The 21,521-nt window shown below is 69.7% G+C and carries 15 protein-coding genes; 5 read left to right on the forward strand and 10 right to left on the reverse strand.

Going from position 1 to position 21,521, the window contains the following annotated elements:
- The first annotated feature begins 4 nt into the window (after positions 1-4).
- Positions 5-4,747, forward strand: coding sequence for a LamG-like jellyroll fold domain-containing protein (locus ABEA87_RS27705; protein WP_345634473.1), 4,743 nt, complete (start codon positions 5-7; stop codon positions 4,745-4,747).
- 131 nt (positions 4,748-4,878) lie between these two features.
- On the opposite strand, the gene ABEA87_RS27710 is transcribed toward ABEA87_RS27705, so the two are convergent.
- Genes ABEA87_RS27710 through ABEA87_RS27720 form a run of 3 tightly spaced genes read right to left on the reverse strand, consistent with a single transcriptional unit; the run spans position 4,879 to position 6,652 of the window.
- Positions 4,879-5,169 (reverse strand): amidohydrolase family protein, encoded by a 291-nt coding sequence (locus tag ABEA87_RS27710; protein WP_345634474.1) that lies wholly within the window; start codon positions 5,167-5,169, stop codon positions 4,879-4,881.
- Positions 5,162-6,100: an NADP-dependent oxidoreductase gene (locus tag ABEA87_RS27715; protein WP_345634476.1), complete on the reverse strand. Its 939-nt coding sequence runs from the start codon at positions 6,098-6,100 to the stop codon at positions 5,162-5,164. Before ABEA87_RS27715 ends, ABEA87_RS27710 begins: the two co-directional genes overlap by 8 nt.
- Positions 6,101-6,148: 48 nt before the next feature.
- On the reverse strand, positions 6,149-6,652 hold the full coding sequence (locus tag ABEA87_RS27720) for a nuclear transport factor 2 family protein (protein ID WP_345634478.1): 504 nt from the start codon (positions 6,650-6,652) through the stop codon (positions 6,149-6,151).
- Positions 6,653-6,741: 89 nt separating this feature from the next.
- Here ABEA87_RS27720 and ABEA87_RS27725 point away from each other — a divergent pair, with 89 nt between their 5' ends.
- The 4 genes from ABEA87_RS27725 to ABEA87_RS27740 all read left to right on the forward strand — a co-directional run bounded on the left by ABEA87_RS27725 (position 6,742) and on the right by ABEA87_RS27740 (position 12,024).
- Positions 6,742-7,671, forward strand: a complete 930-nt coding sequence (locus ABEA87_RS27725; protein WP_345634480.1) for a LysR family transcriptional regulator — start codon at positions 6,742-6,744, stop codon at positions 7,669-7,671.
- A gap of 924 nt (positions 7,672-8,595) precedes the next feature.
- Positions 8,596-8,916, forward strand: a complete 321-nt coding sequence (locus ABEA87_RS27730) for a PadR family transcriptional regulator (protein WP_425570967.1) — start codon at positions 8,596-8,598, stop codon at positions 8,914-8,916.
- The gene (locus tag ABEA87_RS27735) at positions 8,916-9,962 is read left to right on the forward strand and encodes a hypothetical protein (protein ID WP_345634481.1); all 1,047 of its coding nucleotides are present in this window, start codon (positions 8,916-8,918) and stop codon (positions 9,960-9,962) included. The genes ABEA87_RS27730 and ABEA87_RS27735 overlap by 1 nt, the downstream gene beginning before the upstream one ends.
- Before the next feature lie 1,210 nt (positions 9,963-11,172).
- Entirely contained in the window at positions 11,173-12,024 is an 852-nt protein-coding gene (locus ABEA87_RS27740) for an alpha/beta fold hydrolase (protein WP_345634483.1), read from the forward strand.
- A gap of 355 nt (positions 12,025-12,379) precedes the next feature.
- Here the strand turns inward: ABEA87_RS27740 and ABEA87_RS27750 are convergent, their stop codons facing one another.
- The 7 genes from ABEA87_RS27750 to ABEA87_RS27780 form a co-directional block, all read right to left on the reverse strand.
- Positions 12,380-12,628 (reverse strand): phytanoyl-CoA dioxygenase family protein, encoded by a 249-nt coding sequence (locus tag ABEA87_RS27750; RefSeq protein WP_345634485.1) that lies wholly within the window; start codon positions 12,626-12,628, stop codon positions 12,380-12,382.
- A 341-nt stretch (positions 12,629-12,969) separates the two neighbouring features.
- Positions 12,970-13,239 carry a hypothetical protein gene (locus ABEA87_RS27755; RefSeq protein WP_345634487.1) on the reverse strand — a complete coding sequence of 90 codons (270 nt, stop codon included), beginning with the start codon at positions 13,237-13,239 and terminating at the stop codon, positions 12,970-12,972.
- Positions 13,240-13,586: 347 nt separating this feature from the next.
- Complete coding sequence (locus ABEA87_RS27760) at positions 13,587-13,796, reverse strand: hypothetical protein (RefSeq protein WP_345634489.1); 210 nt, start codon at positions 13,794-13,796, stop codon at positions 13,587-13,589.
- Positions 13,793-16,597 (reverse strand): tail fiber domain-containing protein, encoded by a 2,805-nt coding sequence (locus ABEA87_RS27765; RefSeq protein ID WP_345634490.1) that lies wholly within the window; start codon positions 16,595-16,597, stop codon positions 13,793-13,795. Before ABEA87_RS27765 ends, ABEA87_RS27760 begins: the two co-directional genes overlap by 4 nt.
- A gap of 3 nt (positions 16,598-16,600) precedes the next feature.
- Positions 16,601-17,236, reverse strand: coding sequence for a phage tail protein I (locus ABEA87_RS27770; RefSeq protein WP_345634491.1), 636 nt, complete (start codon positions 17,234-17,236; stop codon positions 16,601-16,603).
- Complete coding sequence (locus ABEA87_RS27775; protein ID WP_345634492.1) at positions 17,233-18,162, reverse strand: baseplate J/gp47 family protein; 930 nt, start codon at positions 18,160-18,162, stop codon at positions 17,233-17,235. The genes ABEA87_RS27770 and ABEA87_RS27775 overlap by 4 nt, the downstream gene beginning before the upstream one ends.
- A 6-nt stretch (positions 18,163-18,168) precedes the next feature.
- Positions 18,169-21,519, reverse strand: a complete 3,351-nt coding sequence (locus ABEA87_RS27780; RefSeq protein ID WP_345634493.1) for a putative baseplate assembly protein — start codon at positions 21,517-21,519, stop codon at positions 18,169-18,171.
- Positions 21,520-21,521 lie beyond the last annotated feature (2 nt).

Consider the following 21,521-nt stretch of genomic DNA (forward strand, 5'->3'; position numbering starts at 1 on the left):
TCTCGTGCTCATCCCATCCAAGAAACGCAGGCGGCGCTGGGCCGTTGCCAGCGCCGGCGCGGTCGCGCTCGCCCTCTTCGGCGGCGCCACGGCGGCGGCGGCCCACGGCGTCATCCCGCTCAATCCGTTCGGCTCCAACATGGTCGGTCAGCAGCAGGCCGACGGCCGGATCCTGCTGCCGGACAACCACTGGATCTCGCCGTACGGTACGCGTGCCGTGACGTTCTCGGCTCAGACCATCGGCACCGCGATCAGCCCCGACGGCACCAAGGTCGCATCGCAGACCGGCGGTGACAACGCCGGTGTCCCGCAGCTGAGCATCAGCGACGCGGCGACCGGCACGGTTCTGCAGACCTTCGGCGGCACCGGCGTCGCGGCGCCGGTCTACTCGCCCGATGGCAAGGCGCTCTACGCCGCGACCTCCACCAGCGTGCTGAAGTACGTGGTGGGCGCCGACGGCAAGGTCGTCAACCCGTCCTCGCCGCTCAAGATCGCCCTCCCGTCCGGCGCGCTGCCGTACGGCCTGGGCATCTCCACCAACGGCAAGACGCTGTACGCCGCCGAGAGCGGCATCAACAAGCTCGGCATCATCGACACCGCGACCGGCTCCGTCACCGGACAGGTCGCCGTGGGCAACGCGCCGCAGGGCGTCGCGGTCGTCGGCAACCAGGTGTTCGTCTCCAACCGTGGCGGTCGGCCGGCCGTCGCGGGTGACACGACGAACGTCTCCGACGGCACCAACATCGTCTCCAACCCGGTGACCGGCGCGTCGGCCACCGGCACCGTCTCCGTCGTCAACCCGACGGCGAAGACGCAGGTCACCGCCCAGACCGCGCCCGACACCTCGGCCACGGCGCCGGACATCATCGACGTCGACTTCGCCGACGGCACGCCGGCCGAGCACGCGCAGAACCTGCCGGAGACCACCTACGGCGCCCCGTCGATCGCCAAGGACACCGAGCTGGGCCAGAACGTGGCGACGTTCAACGGCACCACGGACGCCTACACGTACCCGTTCGGCGACCAGTGGAGCAAGGTCGCCAAGAGCTTCACCATCGAGTGCAAGTTCCGCTGGAACGGCGCGGCGGTCGACAACAACGGCCACGGGGTCTGCGAGGACCTGAACGGCGGTGGGATCGGCGTCGACATCCTGAACGGCGAGCCGATGACCTACGCCCACATCGGCGGCGCGTACAAGGAGATCTTCGACCCGCACCCGGTCGTGTCCGGGACCTGGTATGACCTCATCACCACCTGGGACGGCTCGACGCTGCGTGAGTACGTCAACGGCACCCAGGTCGCGACGATGGCGGCCTCGGGCGCGCTCGGCCTGCCGTCCCCGGACACCTCCTGGCACTGGACCATCGGCGCCAACGCCGCCCCCACCCCGGCCGGCATCGAGGCCCCCGCGCGCGTCAGCGTCGCCAGCAGCAAGGTCTGGAGCAAGGCCCTGCCGGGTGGCAAGAGCGTGCCGGTGACGGTGCCGACCACGCCCAACACCTCCGCGAAGACCCCGGACGTCCTCTCGGTGGACTTCGCCGATGGCACGTCCGCCGACCACGCGAAGCACACGGTCACCACGGCGCCCGACACCAGCGCGACGCCCGCGATCCTGAACGTGGACTTCGCCGACGGCACCCCCGTCGACCACGCCCAGAACCTGCCGGCCACCACGTACGGCGCCCCGTCGATCGCGAACGACCCGACCGCGGGCAAGAACGTGGCCACCTTCAACGGCACCACCGACGCGTACACCTACCCCTTCAGCGCCGAGTGGCCCAAGGTGGCCACCGGCTTCACGGTGGAGTGCAAGTTCCGCTGGAACGGTGCCGCGCCGACCACCGGCGACCACGGCGTCTGCTCCGACACCAACGGCGGCGGCGTCGGCGTCCACGTGCTCAACGGTGAGCCGATGACGTACGCCTTCATCGGTGGCGCGTACAAGACCATCTACGACCCGACTCCGGTCGTGCCGGGCACCTGGTACGACGTCATCACGACCTGGGACGGCAACGACCTCAACGAGTACGTCAACGGCAGGCTCGTCGCCACCCAGGCCGCGACCGGTGCCCTCGGTCTGCCCTCGCCGGCCAACACCTCCTGGCACTGGGCGATCGGCGCCGACGCCAGCGCGAGTGGCATCGAGATGATCTCCCCGGTGAGCGTCGCCACCAGCAAGATCTGGGACAAGGGCCTTCCCGCCGGCCCGAAGGTCGCCATCCCCGACACCCTCCCGGCCACCACGTACGGCACCCCGTCGATCGCCAAGGACGCCGGTCTGGGCCAGAAGGTCGCGACCTTCAACGGCACCACGGACGCGTACACGTACCCCTTCGCCGACCAGTGGGCGAAGATCGCCAAGGGCTTCACCATCGAGTGCAAGTTCCGCTGGAACGACCCGGCCGGCCCGACCACGGCCGACCACGGCGTCTGCTCGGACACCAACAGCGGCGGCATCGGCGTCCACGTCGTGAACGGCGAGCCTATGACGTACGCGCACATCGGCGGCGCGTACAAGACGATCTACGACCCGAACCCGGTCGTGCCGGGCACGTGGTACGACGTCGTCACCACCTGGGACGGCACGACCCTGGACGAGTACGTCAACGGAACCCTCGTCGCCAGCCAGGCGGCCTCGGGTGCGATGGGTCTGCCGCAGCCGGACGCGACCGCGTACCACTTCGCGATCGGTGCGGACGCGAGCGCGGGCGGCATCGAGTCGATCTCCCCGGTCAGCATCGCCACCAGCAAGATCTGGAGCACCGCGCTGCCGTCGGCCGGCACCACGCCGGTCTACGACATCGGCAACCAGACCGCCACGATCAAGGTCGGCCTGCAGCCGGCGGCGATGACGGTGCACAAGGGCGCGGTCTTCGTCGCCAACACCAACGCCGACACGGTGTCGATCATCGACGCGGCTTCGCACAAGGTGACCCAGACCTTCGCGGTGGAGCCGCTGCATGGCGCGACCGTGGGCGCGGGGCCGAACTCGATCGCGTTCGCCGACGACAGTCACCTGCTGGTGAGCGTCGGGCGCGACAACGCGATAGCGGTGTTCAACTACACCGACGAGCGGCAGCCGGTCGGCTACAAGGGCCTGATCCCGACGGACTGGTACCCGAACGAGGTGTCCTACGACGCCAAGTTGCGCAAGGTCATCGTCAGCAACCAGCAGGGCATCGGCACCAACGGCTACCAGCAGAGCTACAAGTACCAGGGCACGCTGACGTCGTTCAAGATGCCGGCGGACAGGGACCTGAAAACCACGACGCAGACGGTCTTCCACGACAACGCCTGGGACGTCGCGAAGCCGACGGGAAGCGGTAACGCCCCCCACGGTCAGAAGCCCGCGATCCCGGTGCAGCTCGGCCAGCCTTCGGCGATCAAGCACGTCTTCCTGATCATTAAGGAGAACCGCACCTACGACCAGATCCTCGGTGACATCGGCAAGGGCAACAGCTCCACGGCGGACCTGAACTACGGCGCGGACGTCACCCCGAACCAGCACAGCCTGGCCAACAACTTCACCCTGTTCGACAACTTCTACGACAGCGGCATGCTGTCCGCGGACGGCCACCAGTGGCTGGTGCAGGGCAACAACAACGACTACCAGGCGCAGAACGCGGCGAGTGTCTGGGCGCGCAGCTACCCGTACCCGGGTGGTGACGCGTTGTCGTACCAGAGCGACGGCTTCATCTGGGACACCGTGCAAAAGGCCGGTGACACGGTGGCCAACTACGGCGAGTTCGAGGCGGCCACGACGGGCCACCAGGGCAGCTGGCAGCAGTACTACGCCGACTCGCAGATCATGGAAGGCAAGGCCCAGGGCCCGCTGCCGATCGCGCAGAACTCCGCGCAGTGGGTTTCGGACGTGCCGGGTCTGAACACCATCAGCAACCACGACTATCCGCACTTCGACCCGAGCATCCCCGACCAGTACCGCACTGACATCTGGGAGCAGGACTTCAAGAAGGCCGAGCAGACCGGCGTCCTGCCGAGCCTGACGACCATGGAGCTGGGCGTCGACCACACCGGTGGCGCGCCGACCGGGACCGCCCAGGTCGCCGACAACGACCTGGCTGTCGGGCGCATCATCTCCGACATCTCGCACAGCCAGTTCTGGAAGGACTCGGCCGTGTTCGTGCTCGAGGACGACACCCAGGCCGGCAACGACCACGTCGACGGCCACCGCGGCCCGCTGTTCATCGCGAGCCCGTACGCCAACCGCGGCGTCGTCAACAGCGAGTACTACTCGCAGGTCAACGTGGTCAAGACGATCGAGCAGATCCTCGGTGCCCAGCCGATGAACCAGATGGACCAGGCTGCGGTCCCGATGTACGACGCGTTCACCAACACGCCCAACCTCACGCCGTACAACGTTCTGCCGAACCAGGTCCCGCTCACCCAGGGCGTCACCGGGCTGATTCCGCTCACCCCGACCTCGAGCACGGCGGCCAACCCGTCGGCCGCGGCCGCGGTGACGGCCACCAACGGGCCGGCCGCTCCGGCTGTTCCCGCGGCGGAGCACGCAGTGGCCAGCCAGTGGACGACGTGGTACCAGACCGAGGCGACGCCGAAGCTGACCGGAGCCAACGCCGCACCCGACGCGACGAACCCGGCGCAGCTCAACCGCTACGACTGGTACACCTCAACCAACTGGAGCAAGCCCTACCCGGGCGATAAGAAGATCCTTGCGCCAAACCAGGTGCCTGGTCGCAACCTGCCGAGCAACCTGCTCGGCGACTGATCACCTCGCAGTAACCGGTGCCGGCCGGGGCCTGATGGCCCCGGCCGGCATTCTGCTGAGCAGCTCTCATGATTTTCGCATCTATCCGATGCTGGCCATCGTGTGACGGACGCGGTCGCGAGATTCGCGCATCAGGCTCCGTGCCGTCGCAGGCGCGTGCGCGCCGAGGACCAACGTTGCGATCGGATCGGCGAATCCGTCGAGCTGTGGCCGCTCCAGCCGACTGCGAGCGATCCGATCTGATCGTCCAGGTTCCATACCTGTGCACCGCCGAGAGTCGCGATTCTCAGCATGTCTCGGTAGTCGAGGGCAGCGGTCGCGATTCCGGCTGCGGCGAGCAGCACCGCGGTGCGCAGACCGGCGATCGCGATACCGGTCGCGGGTGAGTTGGCGTTTCGAGTGTCAGTCGTGGCTTCAGCCATCACCGTGCACCTCGAGCACGATCTTTCCGGGGATGCCGTTCTGTTTGGCTAGAAAGGCACGCCGGGTCTCGGCCAGTCCGAAGGTGGCTCCGATGAACGGGCGCAGCCGCCCGGTGCGGACGCGTTCGGTGATTTCAGTCAGCTGCGCCCGGTCCGGCTCAACGATGAAATACACCGCCTGGCCTCCGGCGGGCAGCGCCGGTGGTGGCGAGGAGATCGACACCAAGGTCCCGCCGGGCGAGACCACACCGGTCGAGCGGGGGAGTACCTCCCCGCCCACCGTGTCGAAGACCAGGTCGACCCGGCCAGCGGTGTCCTTTACACGGTCCTCGAACCGGTGCTGGTCGAGGTCGAAGAACTCGTGGACGCCAGCGTCGCGGGCCACCTCGCCGTGGGGCCCTCGTCCGGTGCCGATGACGCGTGCCCCCGCGTCCCGGGCCAGTTGCACGGCCATGGAGCCGACGCCGCCGCCGGCGCCGTGGATCAGGACGGTCTGCCCGTCCGCGAGGCGACCGTGCGTGAACAGTGCCTGCCATGCGGTCAGCCCCGGCATCGCTAGCGTCGCCGCGTCCGCATGCGTCACCGTCTCGGGGAGTACGGCCAGATCACGCGCCTCGGCGGCCAGGAATTCGGCTGCGGCTCCGTCTCGGTGCCGGTCGGTGAGTCCGTACACTCGGTCTCCGACCCGAAGCCCGGTGGTGCCGTAGCCGACCTCGGTGATCACACCCGACACCTCGTGTGCCGGGATGGCGGGTGTCCGATCGCGACCGCTGCGGTCGACCCAGGTCACCGGCCAGTCCAGTTCCCCGGGTGTGAACGAGGCCGCGTGCACCCGCACGATGACGTCGCCCACTCCCACATACGGCGCGGGGGCGTCCTCGTACACCAGTCGTTCCGCGCCGCCCGGCTGGTGGATTCTGATGGCTTTCATACTCGTGTTTCCTTGTCCTCTGGTCAGGGTCAGCTGGTGCCGTGCAGATCAGACGGTAAAAATCGTGGTGGGGTCGCCGGTGAACCAGGCATTGTCGATGCGCATCTGGCGAATCACCCAGCGATTGCCGTTGCGTACGAGGTCGACGTCGTAGGGGTTCTTGAGCAGGGCGAAGGTGCCGTGGTCGGCAGTGAGCAGGTGCTGGGCCTCAACCAGTGCGGTCAGCCGTGCGGTGTCGCCGTGGATCGCGATCCGCGGGTTGGTGACCTGGTGTGTGGTGTCGACGCGGCCGACGAACAGGCCGAGAATGGTGGCCACGATGGTGTTCCGGCCGGCCATCAAGGGCGGCCTCGCGCCCCACTTGGCGGCTGCCGGGCGGAAATCCAGCTCGGCGTCCGTGGCGAACGCCGACTCGAACAGCTCCCGGTCCTTGAGGTCTTGGCCCAGGCCGAAACGGTACAGCGCATCGAGGATCTCGGCGCGGTCCCGTAGCTCCCGCACAACCGCGTCGTCGGTTACCGAGGCCAGCGCATGATCGTGGGTGAGGTACATCGGTGCTCCTCGTTCGTGCCGGTCGGCGTGTGATGCCTCAACCCTCACGTGTGGCCGGACCGGTAACAATGTGTATCTTTTACAAGACCGTGAAGCTGGACTTAACGATGAAGGAGGTGGGGATGCTGGAGCGGCACGAGCTGGAGGCGTTTCTCACCCTCGCCGAGGAACTGCACTTCGGCCGCACCGCCGAGCGCCTGCGCGTGTCCACCGCCCGGATCAGCCAGACCATCCGCAAGCTGGAACGGAGGGTCGGCGTCCCGCTGTTCGTCCGGACCAGCCGCCGAGTGGAGCTGTCTCCGGCCGGCCGCCAGTTCTACGAGGATGTTCGGCCGGCATGGGCGGCCATCACCGCCGCGCTCGCCAGGGCGATCGAGACCGGCCGGGGATTCACCGGCACGCTGCGGGTCTGCTTCACCGGCGCGGCGGGCGGCCAACTGCTCATCCGCGTCACCGACCTGTTTCGCCAGCGCCATCCCGAATGTGTGGTCGAGACCCGCGAAGCCCAGATCGGCGAGTTGATGCCGTGGCTGAGAGGCGGCGAGGTCGACCTGGCCCTGGCCACCTTTCCGGTGGCCGAGCACGGCATCGTCACCGGGCCGGTGCTGGTGTCCGAGGCCCGGTTCCTCGCGGTCGGCGTGGAGCACCCCCTCGCCCGCCGCGACACCCTTTCCGTCGAAGACCTGGCCGGGGTCACCATGCTGCAATTACCCGACACTCTGCCGGGGTCTCTACGCGCCGACCGCACCCCCGAGACAACACCGTCCGGCCAACCCATCCGACGAGGGCGGCCCGCCGCGACGTTCCACGAGATCCTCACGCTCGTCGGTGCCGGGCGCGGAGTCTTTCCCGTCGGCGCACAGGTTCGCCGTTACTACGCCCGCCCCGATGTGGTCTATGTGCACCTTCACGACGCACCACCCCTGCAGTGGGGCCTGCTCTGGCGCGCCGATGCGGCAACCGCCCGGGTTCGTGCCTTCAGCGAAGCCGCTCATGACCTGGTCACTGCGCACCGGTGACTGCCGCACAGTGGAACACCCGCCGTTGGGCCTTCGCGGCGCAGGTCGAACCACCGATGCCGTGGTCGATTCCCGTTCGCGAACTCTCACGCTTTCTGAGATGTTCACCCGCGTGCCGGTACGCTCGCCTGCGGGACAGCGTCGACCGATGGAGACCCATGGCCACCGCCCTGCAACGGCTTAAGGCGGCCGGGCGCGGTCCGCGCTACACAACGAGCTGCCCGTCACGCCACGGCGGAAAGCTGCGGCTTGCAGCCTCGGAGTGCCCCGCCTGCCCCGGCTGCCAGTACGTCGACGTGGCGGTCGTGAGAGACGGGCTGGAGGCAGTCGTCCGCCTCCTACCATCGCCGGCACGCGCCGAGATGCGCCGATTGCTGACTCGTCTCGATCGCGACTTTCGACGCCGCACCCTGCCCGATTCCAGTCCCGAGGCAAGGTGGAATGGTGAACCACTGCCCTGGTGGCACCGCCGGATCCACCGGAACTGACAACCTCCCCGACTCCCCGATGCCTGACATGCCAGTGGGTAGGCACACGCTTTCCCTCGGCATCTGCGCGCCCGGTCGGCGAGGCGTCTATGGCCAAGTATCAGACGTGGCCAGGGCAACGGTGCCCTCGCGTGCCCGCGGAGCGCGCCGTGACAGGGTAAGCGCTCAGCGTGCGCCGGCTTCCTGGTCACTCGACTTTCGTCGCAAGACGGTGCGTCGGGTTGACTCTGGTCAATGCCCGCAACCGTGCGAGTTCCTGTTCGTGGGAGCGCGTGCCGGTCGCTTGGGCGATGGCGGCGGCAGCGTTGGGGTCGAACGTGCCCCCACGTGTCAGGAGGGTCAGCGGCCATGCAAGGTCGTCTCCGAAATATCTCCAGGAGTGTCTGGCCATTGACCATAGATTGATCATTTACATATGATGCCGGCTGTGAAACCTATGCGTGAACCGACCCTGCTCATCCTCACCGCGATGACCGACGGACCGCGGCACGGATATGGGATCGTGCAGGAGGTCCGGGTGCTGTCCGGTGGGCAGGTCAGCCTGCTGACCGGCACGCTGTACACGGCACTGGACCGGCTCACCGCTGAAGGGCTCGTCGAGCACGACCACGAAGAACAGGTCGACGGGCGGGTGCGGCGGTACTACCGCCTTACCGCCGGGGGACTTGCCGCGCTTACCGCCGAGACCGCCCGGCTGCGTCAGCTCACCACGGCGGTCGAGGCCCGGCTGCGTGCCGTTCACCCGAGGACGGTGTAATGACCGACAAGCTGACCCGCCGGTACCGCCGGTTGCTGTTCGCCTACCCCGGCGCCTACCGCCGTTTGCGTGGCGAAGAACTGCTCGGCGCCCTGCTCGACGCCGCCCCATCCGGGCGGACCTGGCCGACCGTGCGTGAAGCCGCCAACCTGATCCGGCACGGGCTACGAGCCCGCCTCGGCCGGCCGGCCAGCCGCACCGTCGTCGCCTGGACCGTGCTCACCGTCGTGATCAGCGGCGTGTTCAGCGCCGCGTTCGCGACCCGCGCCGGATGGCAGACCGCCCGGCCGCTACCGCGGGCCGCCGAGGCGCAAGCGATGCTTGCGGAGATCCTGCCCGGCCAGAAGTTCATCGGCCTGCAGGACGCGCCCGCCTTGTTCGTCATCTACGGGCAGCCGCTGAGTTGGAACTCGGCGCAGGACCTGCTGTTTGGCGACGGCGGCGAATACGGCCAGTCAGGAATCGCCGGCGGAGTCGACGCCCCGACGCTCCCGCCACAGGAAACTGTTGCGCTGGTTCAGCACAACCTGCGCGCGCGCGGCTGGAGGATCTATTCGCTGAAGGTGGACGGGCAGGACACCGCTATCGTGGCGCAGCGCGGGGACACTGTTCTCAGGATGGACGTGTACCCTCCACAGGCTGCGATATCGCCGCCCATCAACGCAGGGTTCCTGCGGGCGACACCGTTCGCCGTGTACCCGTTCGGCATCACCGGCGGCATTCTTGGCGCCCTGGTCGCCTTCCTGCTGTTCGGCTGGGCCAGCCGCCGGACCGAAGGACGCCACCCGGCCCTCTCCGTCGTCGCGAAGATGCTGCTGGGTATCACGCTGTTCTTTTGGTGGGTGCCCACACTGTTCGCCTTCCAGTGGATGACGCGGCACTACCAAGATCAGCCCAATCCGTCGTGGCCCCCGATGTGGGAGTGGCTCGGGCAACCGACATTGTCCCTGCTGTTCCTCATCGGCTGCGGATCGGCGCTACTCGGCCTAGCCCTGGCCGCTATCCCCCGCCATGAAAACGAGCCGCTGAGCACCGCCGCCGCCTAAGCGCCGCCCTAACGCGGGCACGCCCGCTATCCGCTGAATACGGTCGGGTCGTCCGAGGCGAGGATTTCCCGCCGCACGAGCGCGTAGCTCTGGCTAACGGCATGCGCGTCAATGGGGTCGCGGAGTTCCCCAGGCGCGGCGCCGCCGGGAGCCACCACGCGGCCAAGGGCGGCATCGCCGGCGGCGGCTAGGCGAGCACGAAACAGCCGTGTGCGACGAGTATTGGCACGGCGCAGGAGCGAGTTTTGTCTGTCCGGTGTGGACGGACTGCGTTGGGTTCGCGGGACCCTGTTGATATGGCGATACGGCATCCGTGATGCGACGGGGGTTGTTTCTGAAGACGGGGCGCATCGGGGTGATGCTGACCCTGGGGTTGATACTCGCCGGATGTGCCCGGCCCGGGAGCACAGCCGGGGCCGTCGGTGTCCGAGGATTGGAAGAGCTACGCGGTGCAGGTGAGCGGCGTCAAACCGGGGCCATCGCCGGACACGGTGCTCATCGACGTGCTCTTGCCAGGCACACGATCAGGCGTGGAGGCCCGCCGACACTTTGTACGAGCGGTGCCCGACCGACCTCGGATGCGCGCCGCCGCCACAGGATCACTGCGCGGCCCGACACAGCCGGGTTCCGGCCCGCCCCGCGGCGGCCACCCCAATGCGCTTCAACTCGTGCCGCAGAATCGGGCTGCGCGGGGCCGGCGTGGACCACGTTAGGCAGCCATGCACGTCGAACACCTACCGCGTCAGGTCCTGCGCCAGGCCTGTACACACCCTGGTCGAGCAGGGCGGCGTACACCTGGGCCGGGGCGGCATCGGCGAACTATGGGCTGTCCGGCACAGCCAGTACCCGGTCGCGTTCGGCCAGGCTCAACGCGTTGGTCGGCCGCGGCCGTACAAGACGTCGTGTATCTGCATCCGTCAGGTGCGGGGTGCCCTTGCCGATCTGGCCGGAGGCGTTTCTGAATCCGGGTTGACCGATGCGGGACACGCCTAGATGAGGAAAGCAGGTGAGACCTCACGTGGCCGCGCTCGAGCCATGCCCAGCAGGACGTGTCTGCTTGATCGATGACTCGTTGTTCCTGGCGCGGGCCGTCGGGCCTGCCCCACTCTACTTTCCGCTCGGTGCCGGCGTGCGGCGTTGCGCAGCTGTCTGCCGGCGTCGAGCTGGCGCTGCCGGGTTGGTGGGGGCTTCAGCTGTGAGAGAGGATGCCATGAACGATCAGCGCGATCAGTTTGCGGAGCTATCGACGGTGAGAATGTGCTTTCGCGACGAGGGGGACCCGTCGGGGGAGGCGCTGCTGCTGATTATGGGACTCAGCTCGCAGCTGATCCATTGGCCGCAAGAGATCGTCGACGCGCTCGGCGAGCGGGGCTACCGGGTGATCCGTCCCGACAACCGCGACAGCGGTCTGACGGAATGGAAGACCGCGCCGAGTCAGTACTACCTGGCGGCGGTCGCGCGTGACACGATCGAGCTGCTCGACCATCTGGGCATTGAGCAGGCGCACGTTGTCGGCGCCTCGATGGGCGGGATGGTTGCCCAGCGGCTCGCGATCGATTACATGCCGCGCGTGCTCAGCCTCTGCTCGATCATGAGCACGCCGCACATCGCCATCGGTATGGCCGACGGCGATGTGCTGCAAGAGCTGACTAAACCGCTTCCACCGGATCGCGGGGCCGCCATCGCGCAGATCGCTGACCTGTACGCGACTATCGGTTCGAAAACCTATGCGGACAGCGAGCGCGAGCGCCGCCTCGCCCTGGCAACACAGGCATACGACCGCGCGCAGCACCCCGAAGGAGGGACACGCCAGGTCACCGCAGCCCTGATCGCGCCCGACCGCACGGGCGGTCTTCAGCAGTTGACGCTCCCGGCATTGGTGATCCACGGTGCCGAGGATCCACTGATCAGAATCGCTGGCGGTGAGGCGACCCACGCCGCGCTCGCCAACTCGACCTACCTGCCGCTCGACGCGATGGGCCATGACCTACCCGCCCCGTTCCTCGACCAGATCGTCGCGGGCATCATCGAGAACGCCGCACGCGCGACCACCCGCGTTTGAGCCTTGGGTTTGAGCTAGTGCTCTGACCACGAACGTTCACGGTGGATATCCGGCGAGGCGTTCGAGGATCTCATCCGCGGTCCTGATCCACACGTATGGCTTCGGATCGGTGTTCCAGATGGCGATCCACCTGCGGATATCGGCTTCCAGAGCGCGGACCGATCTGTGGGCGCCTCGTCGGATTTTCTTGTTCGTCAGCTCGGAGAACCACCGCTCGGCGAGGTTCAGCCAGGATGAGCCGTGCGGGGTGAAATGCAGAAGAATCGCCCGACGGGACGTCTTCCTCACCGTCGACGATGCGACCGGGCACTTCTGGGTCGAGGCCCGGTTGGCCAAGCGTGCGACCCGCCCGCGGTCAGTGTGGCTCGGGGTGCTGCCACCCCTCGCCGCAGGGACCGCCGTCAGCCGACTCGTCGATGGTGACGTCGTCACCGGCGGAAGTCAGGAGGGGTTGGTAGAACCGGGCGACCTCACGGCTGGTCGTCGGCACGTAGTGGAAGATCAGGGACCGGCGGAACCGGTCGACGCTGGTGTTGGGCCTCGAACCGTGTACCAGGCTGCCGTGGAAGAACAACACGTCCCCGGCCTTCATCTCGGTCTGCACCTGCGATAGTCCATCCCCTGTACTTCTCGACCCGCTTCAAGCGCCATACGGGGTTGAACCCCACGGCCTACCGGGAACGGCCACACCGGTCGGACTGAGCTGGGGTACGTCCGCGACGAGGACCGTGCGTGCGGCACCACCCGGGCGACTGACATTCACGAAGACCGCCGTGACCGGCTGCTTACTGGGAGCACATCGACGCCGCCGGCGATGTCACCTCAACGGTCTCGTCCCCGAGGCGTCAGGGCTCGATGCGCCGCCCGGTTTTTGAGCGCTACAGGCTCGACCCGAACTGCGCCGGAGGTGCCCGGGTGGGTGGATCGACCCGGGCACCTCGGCGGTTACCGTTGGGCGAGCGCGCTCGCGCGCAGGGCCGCGCCGCGCAAGGCCGAGGTCTCCGCGTCCGGGCTGCGGACCACGGTGACGCGCCCGGCGACCTCCGCGTCGGCGCTCCGGATGCCCTGCCCGAGCGGTGGGGCGACGAACTGCCAGGCCGCGCTGATCCCGCCGCCAAGCACGAGGACCGAGGCCTCGAAGCGCCGTAGCCATGGTGCCAGGGTGCGGCCCAGCAGGCGGTTCGCTTTGTACGACGCCGTGGCAAAGGACGACATGGCCGCGCCGGGAGGTGGTGGCACTGCGCATAACCGGCCGCAGGAGCTGCTCGGCGAGCCGACCGTGGCGAAGGGTCGCCACAGCGTCGAACCAGCGGTAACGACGTCGTCCTTGACGCGCTCCTGTACGTCTGCGCACCGAGACCGCGTGCCGGCGGGGCGGTGCACTCGGGGGCACGCTGGATCCTGGTGCGGCGCAAACTACTGCCCGTACTACCGCACTCCCGGCGGCGGAACGTGCGGCGACTGCGTACTGACGCCGGAGCCGGTCCGGCGACGGCAGTGGCAGGCGGTACTCAACCGCTGGGGCGCACCACCGCCGCACAGCGCCAGCAACGGCGGGGAGTTCACGCCGCTTCGGCCGGCCCCGATGCCGTTTCGGGCTCCTCCGCGGCGACCGGTCCCATCAACTCCTGCAGCACCTGCAGGGCACCGCTGATGCGCAGCATGGTGGCCTGCAACTCGGTCCGGCGCCGGTCCAGGTCGGCGAGCATCGTCTCGCCGTTGCGGTACTCCTGGGTGAGCTGCTCGATCCGTTCCCGCAATTGTTCTCTCATCGGTCAGCCTTCGTCTCGAGGAGGGCCAGGCGGCCCTCCAGTTCCTTGACCGCCTGCACGAGCACGGCGGTGAGCTTGCTGTAGTCCACGGCCAGCAGGCCGCTCCCGTCGGTAGTGACCAGCTCGGGCAGCACCTCCGCGACGTCCTGGGCGATGACGCCGACCTGCCGCGTCCGGCTCGCTCCCGGCAGCACGTCGCGCAGTGCCTCCTCGGTCCAGGCGAAGCGGACGCCGCGCAGGCGACCGATGGCCCCGAGCGCGTCCTCCAGTTCGGTGACGTCCGTCTTCAGCCGCGCGTCCGATGGGCCTAAGAGGCTTCCCGAGTAGTAGACGCTTCCGACGACGCTGATGCCGAGGTTCGTGATGCCGAGTCTGGTTCCGCCGTTGCAGAAGATGGATACGAAGTGGTTCGACCAGGTGCCGAGGGCGAGGCCGCTGATCGCAGGGTAGGAGGCCAGGCCGGGGAGCCCGGTCCAGTTCATGAGGGGGTTCACGGCGAACCCCGCGTCAATGGTCGAGGTGTGCATCCTCAGCTGCACCCGGTCGTTGCCGTACAGGTCAAGTATTTCGTCATACGAGGAGTTCGGCGCCAGTGGCCAGGCGCCGTTGGCGCTCGGGGACATGGTCCCGATGCCCACCACGCCGGTCTGGGTCACGACCAGCCGCGCCTTGCCGCTGGTCGCCAGGGTGAGCGGGTGGGACGAGGCCGTCCCGATGATCTGGCCGCCCGGAGCGCCGAAGAACCCCCCGTTGTGGGCCATTATCCGGCCGTCGACGGCGTCGGTGCGCACGGAGACCTTGGCGCTCGGATCGCCGTGCACGTCGAGGACGCGAACCCAGCCGTCCCCGTTCTCCACGGCCGCCGTGCCCACCCCCACCTGGCCTTTCGCGTCGATGAGCAGGGCGGGCGCCGCAATGGTGCCGTCGGCGGGGAAGACCTGCATGGTGCCGGTGACCTGGAGCGTGGCCGTGGGGTTGGTGGTGCCGATGCCGACGTTGCCGTTCTGGCCGATGAACATCCGGGGCGTGGCGTTGGTGATCAGGCTGACCGGGTGGTTGGTCTTGGTGCCGATGATCTGGCCGGCCGGGGCTCCGTACATGCCGGTGTTGTGGACCATGATGCGGGTGTCGATGCCGGCGGCGCGGACCGACAGCTTGGCGTTCTGGGTGCCGGAGAGGTCGAGGGTGCGGTACCAGGCTTCGGCGTTCTCGGGGGTGGTGGTGCCGATGCCGACCTGGCCCTTGGCGTCGATGTACAGCGCGGGGCCGGTGTCGAGCGACGAGCTACCGGTGGCCTGCAGGGTGCCCCGGAGGTCCAGTGCCGTGGCGGGGGTGAGGGTGCCGATGCCGACGTTGCCGGTCTGGCTCACGATCATTCGGGCGGTGGCGTTGGTGACCAGGCTGACCGGGTGGTTGGTCTTAGTGCCGATGATCTGGCCGGCCGGGGCTCCGTACATGCCGCCGTTGTGGACCATGATCCGGGTGTCGATGCCGGCGGCGCGGACCGACAGCTTGGCGTCGGTGGCGCCGGACAGGTCGAGGGTGCGGTACCAGGCTTCGGCGTTCTCGGGGGTGGTCGTGCCGATGCCGACCTGGCCCTTGGGGTCGACGAACAGCGCAGGGCCGGTGTCGAGCGACGAGGGGGCGGTGACCTGCAACGTGCCGAGGAGATCCAGGGTCGTGGCCGGGGTGACGGTGCCGATGCCGAGGTTCCCGGCCCCGGTCACCGTCAGCCGCGCCTTGGCCTGAGTGACCAGGCTGACGGCGTGGTTCGTGGTCACGCCGATGATCTGTCCCGGCGGCGTCCCGTACTTGCCCTCGTTGTGGGCCATCACTCGGCCGTCGATCGCGGCGGTGCGGACCGACAGCTTGACGTTGTCGTAGGCGTACACGTCGAGGGTCCGGTTCCACTGCTCGGCGTTTTCCGGTGCCGTCGCGCCCACGCCGACGTCGCCGTTCGCGGCGACCGTGAGCCGCGGGGCGGCCTGGGTCGCGATCGTGACGGGGTGGTTCGAGCCGGTTCCGACGACCTGTCCGGCCGGGGCCTGCCAGTACCCGGCGTCGCTGGCGATCAGCTTGCTGTCGACGGTGAGCGTGCGAACCGTAAGGTTGGCGTTGCTTGCCCCGGCGACGTCAAGGAGCTGCTGGAATCCGAAGTGGTTGTCGGGTTCCGTGCCCACCCCGACCTGGCCGTTCGCATCGACGACCAGCCCGATCCGGCTGCCGGCCCCGATCCGCAGGCCACTGCCATCGAGCGAACCGGGCACCCGCAGGCCGGCCGCTGCCTCCGGTGCGCTCGAGGCCACGAACGAGCCGTTCGTGATGACCCACGATCCGAGCCCGACGACCGGATCGTCCCACGTGGTCGGAGCGTCCGAGGGTGCGACGACGGCGGTGCCGTCCGGCAGCGCGGCGCCGGCCATCGGGCTCTCGTCCCAGCGGGTGGCGCTTTGGCCGCCGGTGGTGGCGATGTCGGACTCCACCTCGCGGTACATGATCGAGACCGGGAACGCCTGGGTCACGTTGTTCTTCGGGAAGGTCAGCACCAGCGGCTCGTCCAGCACTATGAAGCGACCGAGGGCGTCGACCGCGGTACCGGTCGAGATGGTCATCTCGTACGGCGCCGACGTGGTCACCTGCAGGCCGGTCAGCACCCCGGGCACGCCGAACTCCCGCAGCGTGCGGCGCTCCCGGTCCAGGTGGTACTTCTGCTCGTCGATGAGGTCCTGGTCCTGGAGGAACTGGCCGTCGAAGAACCGGACCCGCTTGGCGACGTCGTCCGGTTGCGTGTAGTCAGCCATGGCTCATCCTTCCGTCTGCTCGGCGGTGCCGAGCCAGGTGTTCTGTCCGAGGATCAGCAGGGCCGGTACGTTGTTCTCGGCCTCGCGCAGCCGCACGGAGACCAGGCGCATGGTCGGGATCACGACCTTCAGAGCGTAGAACGTGTGCGCCGGTTTCTCCTGATCGATGATCGCCCGGGCCACCTGCTGGGTGAGGCGCAACCGGTCGGGGTCGGCGTCGCGCAGTGTCAGCTCGACCTGGAAGTAGTGCGGCGGGTCGACGAAGTCGTCGTAGATGGTGACCTCGTCCGCGATCGAGTCCGGGCTCAGTGGGCGCAGGTAGATCTGCAGCACCCGGCGCAGGCCCTCAAGCGTGCCGCGTTGCCGGTAGAGCGGCACGATCTCGCGCAGGAACCCGCGGATGGTGGCCTCGTCCCAGTCCGCCCGCAGGCTCAGCGCGGCCCAGCCGGCGAGCCAGGGCAGGAACTCTGCCGGGGTCACGGTCGGGTCGAACAGGTCCGACAGTGTGTCGATCCGCGGCTGCAGGCCGACCTCGTCGGCGTCGGGGGCGCCGTCGAGGACGGCCTCGAAGGCGAGCAGGAAGTTCCCGAGGAAGTCGCCCTGGCGGAAGGTCGCCGGGAGGTGGTCGAGGTAGCTCACGACGCCGTCCAGGAGTACGGGTAGGTCCGGCCGGCGCCGTCGTAGCCGGTGAGCGTGACGGCGGTGAGCCAGGCGAGGTCGGCCGGGCCGGGGTCGGGTGCCGTGACGGCCAGGTTCTCCGCGTAATCGATCCCTGCGACGCTCTCCAGCGCGGCGTAGACCTCGGAGCCGTACACCGGTCGCCCGAACGGCCACCCGGCGCCGTCCGTGCCGCCGGTCAGCGGATCGAGCAGCGCGGCGAGGGCATCCTTCGCGGCCAGGAGGGTGGTGTCCGGGACGGCGTCGGAGCGCAGCGCGAGGTCCGCCCGTACCAGCACCCGCGGGTACCCCGGCCCGACCACGTGGTGCCTGGTGGTTAGCAGCCGGCGGGGGAGCAGGAAGTCCGACAGCGCGCCGAGCAGCGCGTCGGACGGCTGTGGCGGACCACCGCCCTCCGGCCCCGCCGGCACCACCACCACGCTCAGGTGGGCGGGCGCCTCGGCGGCGGGGTCGGTCGCCGTGAGGTCGCGGTTGGGCAGGCACAGCACTCGGGACACCCGGCCGCCGTCGCCCAGCGCGGTCGCCTCGGCGGTGCCTGGCCAGGCGGTCAGCACCAGGTACCGCACGTCGTCCTCGGTCGCGGCCCGGTACCGCTCCCGCAGGCCGCGGATCACCTGGGCCACCGCGCTCTCCAGCGGCAGCGACGCGCTCGCGCCGTTCGGGCCCTCCAGCAGGGCCAGGAACGTCCGGACGTTGCGCTCCGGCACCTGACCGGCCTGGAACATCATCATTTCGGTCAGCCAGGCGAACAGTTCGGCCAGCGCGACGCCGGGGTCGCCGGGGTTCAGGTCGGTCCAGCCCGGGTCCAGGGCCGGAATCAGGGTCCGGGCCTGCGCCATCAGGTCGGTGAAGGCGGGTGCCTCGTCACCGGGTACGGGAATTGGCATCGTCGTTCACCCCTCCAGGCTCATGGTCACGGTGTGCTGGCCGGAGTGCACCAGCGCCCGGTCCAGCCACTGCGCGACGTCGTCGGCGACCGGGTCGGCGGCGTCGGTGATCGAGCGGTCCAGCACCTGGGAGACCCGGTCGGCCAGGTCGGGGCTCTCCGGGGCGAGGGTCAGGGTGAGCTCGGTGACGTGATCGACGCCGGGCACCCGCTCGACGACGGTGTAGATCTCCGAGTGGTGCGGTTTGCGGCCGAACGCCCAGCCCGCGCCGTCCAGGCCGCCGGTCAGCGGGTGCAGGAACGCGCGGAGCGCGGCGACGACGGCGTCGCGGGTCTGGTCGGCCGCACCGGCGTCGGTCGGCACGACCGTGGCCGCGACCGTGGCGCCGATCCACTCCGGGCCGGCCACCCATGGCCGGACCGTGGCCGCGCACCTCGTCGCCAGGTACGCCCGGACCTGGCTGACCAGGCCGTACCCCGGCGCCGGCCGGGCGGCCGCGGAATCGGGCACCACTATCACCCCCCACTGGCCGGCGTCGGCGCTGGTGTGGCCGGGTAGCAGCACCGGGTCGTCGGGGTCCATCCACAGGGCCAGCGGGTCGAATTGGGTCGGCACGACGGCCTTGACCCGAGCGACCTCGGTGGAGGCAGCCAAGGCGAGGTCCTCGACGTCCTGGGCGGTGACCGCCCGCTCGCGGTGACGCAGCACGCGCGGACCGCGGGCCACGACGTCGTCCAGCGACTCCTCGACCGCACCACCCTGCGCCGGCAGGTGGTTGGTTACCGAGTCGACCGACGGCAACGCCACCTTCAGGGTGGTGATCGTGCCGGTCGGTTGGTTGCCCGCCGGACCGCCGCCGGTGCGGTAGCTGGCGCGGACGTTGGACGGCGCCACCGGGGGCAGGGTGCCGGCCGTGCCGTCGCCGAAGGCTACCGCGCCGGTCAGCGGGTCCAGGGTGTAATGCTGGTCGGCCGGCCCGGAATCGTAGAAGTCGCTCACCGGCTGCCAGGTCGCCCAGGTGCCGTCGGCCGCCCGGACCTCCAGTCGCGCGCCCGGCAGCACCGGCGCCTGCGCCGTCGTCAGCATCTGGCCGGGGCTGCCGTTGCCGGAACCGAGCACCTCGGCCGTGACCGACGTCGCCTGCGTCGCGGTCACCGTGTTGGCCAGGACGGCGGCCAGCCGTGGCGTGACCGGGAAGTAGCCGCCGTACCAGCGCAGCCGGACCCAGGCCGCGGCGACGCCGAACCGGGGCGCGAGGGCGAGATCCGCCGGGGGCGTGAACCGGACCACGCCGCTGGCGGACAGCGTGGCCGTGCCGTCCTCGACCGGTAGCGGCGCCCAGCCGGCGGGCGACAGGTAGTCCCAGCGGATGCCGGCGGCGGTCTGCGGGTCCAGTCCCGCCAGTTCGTCGGCGCCGACCTCGGCCGGGTCGGGATCGGCCACGGCCAGGTAGAGCGTGACCGACGACGGGCCGGGCGCTCGATCGAAGCCCAGGTACAGCGCGGGCTCGTCGTCCTGGACGGTTTCGAAGGGCGCGAAACTGCCCGTCTGGACCAGGTCGCCGCGGTCGTCGCGGGTCACCAGGCCCACCGGCGGGGCGTCCGGTTGGGCGCCGGGCACCCAGCTCAGGGTGGCCAGCACCGGTGGCGCCAACGTGGCCGGCTGGAGCTTGTAGCCGCCGTCCGCCTGGACGTACTGGGCCGGCGAGCCGTAGCCGGCCCCGGTGAGCCGGGCTCGGACCTTCACGATCGCCGGCACCCCCGCCGCGGGCGTGAGCGTCACCCGGCCCCCGGTGCTGAAAAAGTCGTCGGCGTCGGCGGACATCGGCGTCCAGGCCGTGCCGTCGAAGGCGTCCCAGGCGATCGGGGGCCGGTCTTCGACGGCCGGGATCGGCGCGCCATTGCCGTTGATCGGATTGACCAGGGACGCCTGCAGGGTCAGCGGGGCGACCCGGCCGGGCGGGCAGCCGATCTCGAGCGTGTCGCCGAACGCCGGCTGGGTGCCGAAGGGCCAGAACGGGCGGGAGCCGTCCAGCGGTACGCCGTTGAGCGCGACCGAGGTGACCGGGACGGCCGCAGGTGCGGGGTCACCGGCGATCCGGACGGCGTCGAGCCGCGGCAGGTCCCATTCGTAGTCGACCACTACCGACCCGATCACCGGCAGAGTGGCGTAATCGCCACCGCCGTCGTCGATCTCGACCCGCAGCCAGCGCCCGAGCCGGGTCCGGTAGAGCGCGACCGGCCAGGTGGCCGGGGTGACGAAGTCGATCACGCCGTCGCGGGTGAAGGCGAGCGTGCCGTCGCGGAAACCGGTGCCCGCCGAGCCTCCGTCGTCGGTGGAGGTCGAGGTGCCCAGCGGCACCCAGTCGTTGCCGAGCTTGTAGGTCCAGTTCAGCGTGATCGGCGACGAGCCGGCGCGGCCCGGGGTGATCAGCGCGACGTGCAGGTGGGCGAGGGCGCCGCCGGGCGCTAGTGCGTGGTCCACGCTGAGGTAGCACCACTTCACCTGGGCGGTGCCGCCGAACGGCGCGACCTGCGGCGCGAAGTCCTGGGGATTGCGGCCGCCGACGGCGATCGACTCGGGGGACTGACCCTCGTCGCCGGCGGGCAGGCCGTGGGTCAGTCCGGCTCGGACCCAGCCGGCGGTCACGCCCGCCACGGCCAGCGACGGCAGCGGCGGGACGGCGTCCAGTGTCACCACCACCACGTCGCCGCCGTCGACCCGGGCGGCGGCGTGGGCCGGGACCCAGCCGGCGCCGTCCCAGGCCGACCAGGCGACCGACCCGTCGTGCCAGATCGGCGCGTCCGGGGTGGTCAGCCGGATCGTCAGCGGGCCGGCCGCCTGGGTGGGCGGGACGCCCACGAACAGGTCGTGGGGGACCGGCCGGTCGCCGGTGAACGCCGGGAACGGCTCGGTCGCCGTGGTCCGGTCGCTGAACCTGTCGCCGGCGGGGTCGCCGACGAGCACCGCCACGAGATTGGCCGGCGAGACGGTCAGGTCCGCGTCGGTCTCGAACCCGACCTCGTTGCCGGTCGCCACCTGGGTACCGGCCGGCACCAGCACGCCCGCCGTCGTGCCGCTCGCGACTGTGAAGGTCAGCGGCACGACGGCCGGCAACGGCGGGCGGGGCTGGGTGCCGATGAGGTTGAGGAACGACACGAAGTTGCGCATCGGTGCCTGGTTCAGGTGGTCCACGACCAGCTTGGCGAACCGGCTGAACACGCCGATCAGCGCGGTGCCGGGGTCCGGCGCGGCGCCCGGCCCGGGCGGCGTCCAGCCGCTGTAGCGCGCGGCCAGCTCGGTGGTCCGGCCGGCGAGGTCGTCGCCGGAGCGTGGGTCGACGAGGGGGGCGTCCACAC

Source organism: Rugosimonospora acidiphila, assembly GCF_039543385.1.
Lineage (GTDB): Bacteria > Actinomycetota > Actinomycetes > Mycobacteriales > Micromonosporaceae > Rugosimonospora > Rugosimonospora acidiphila.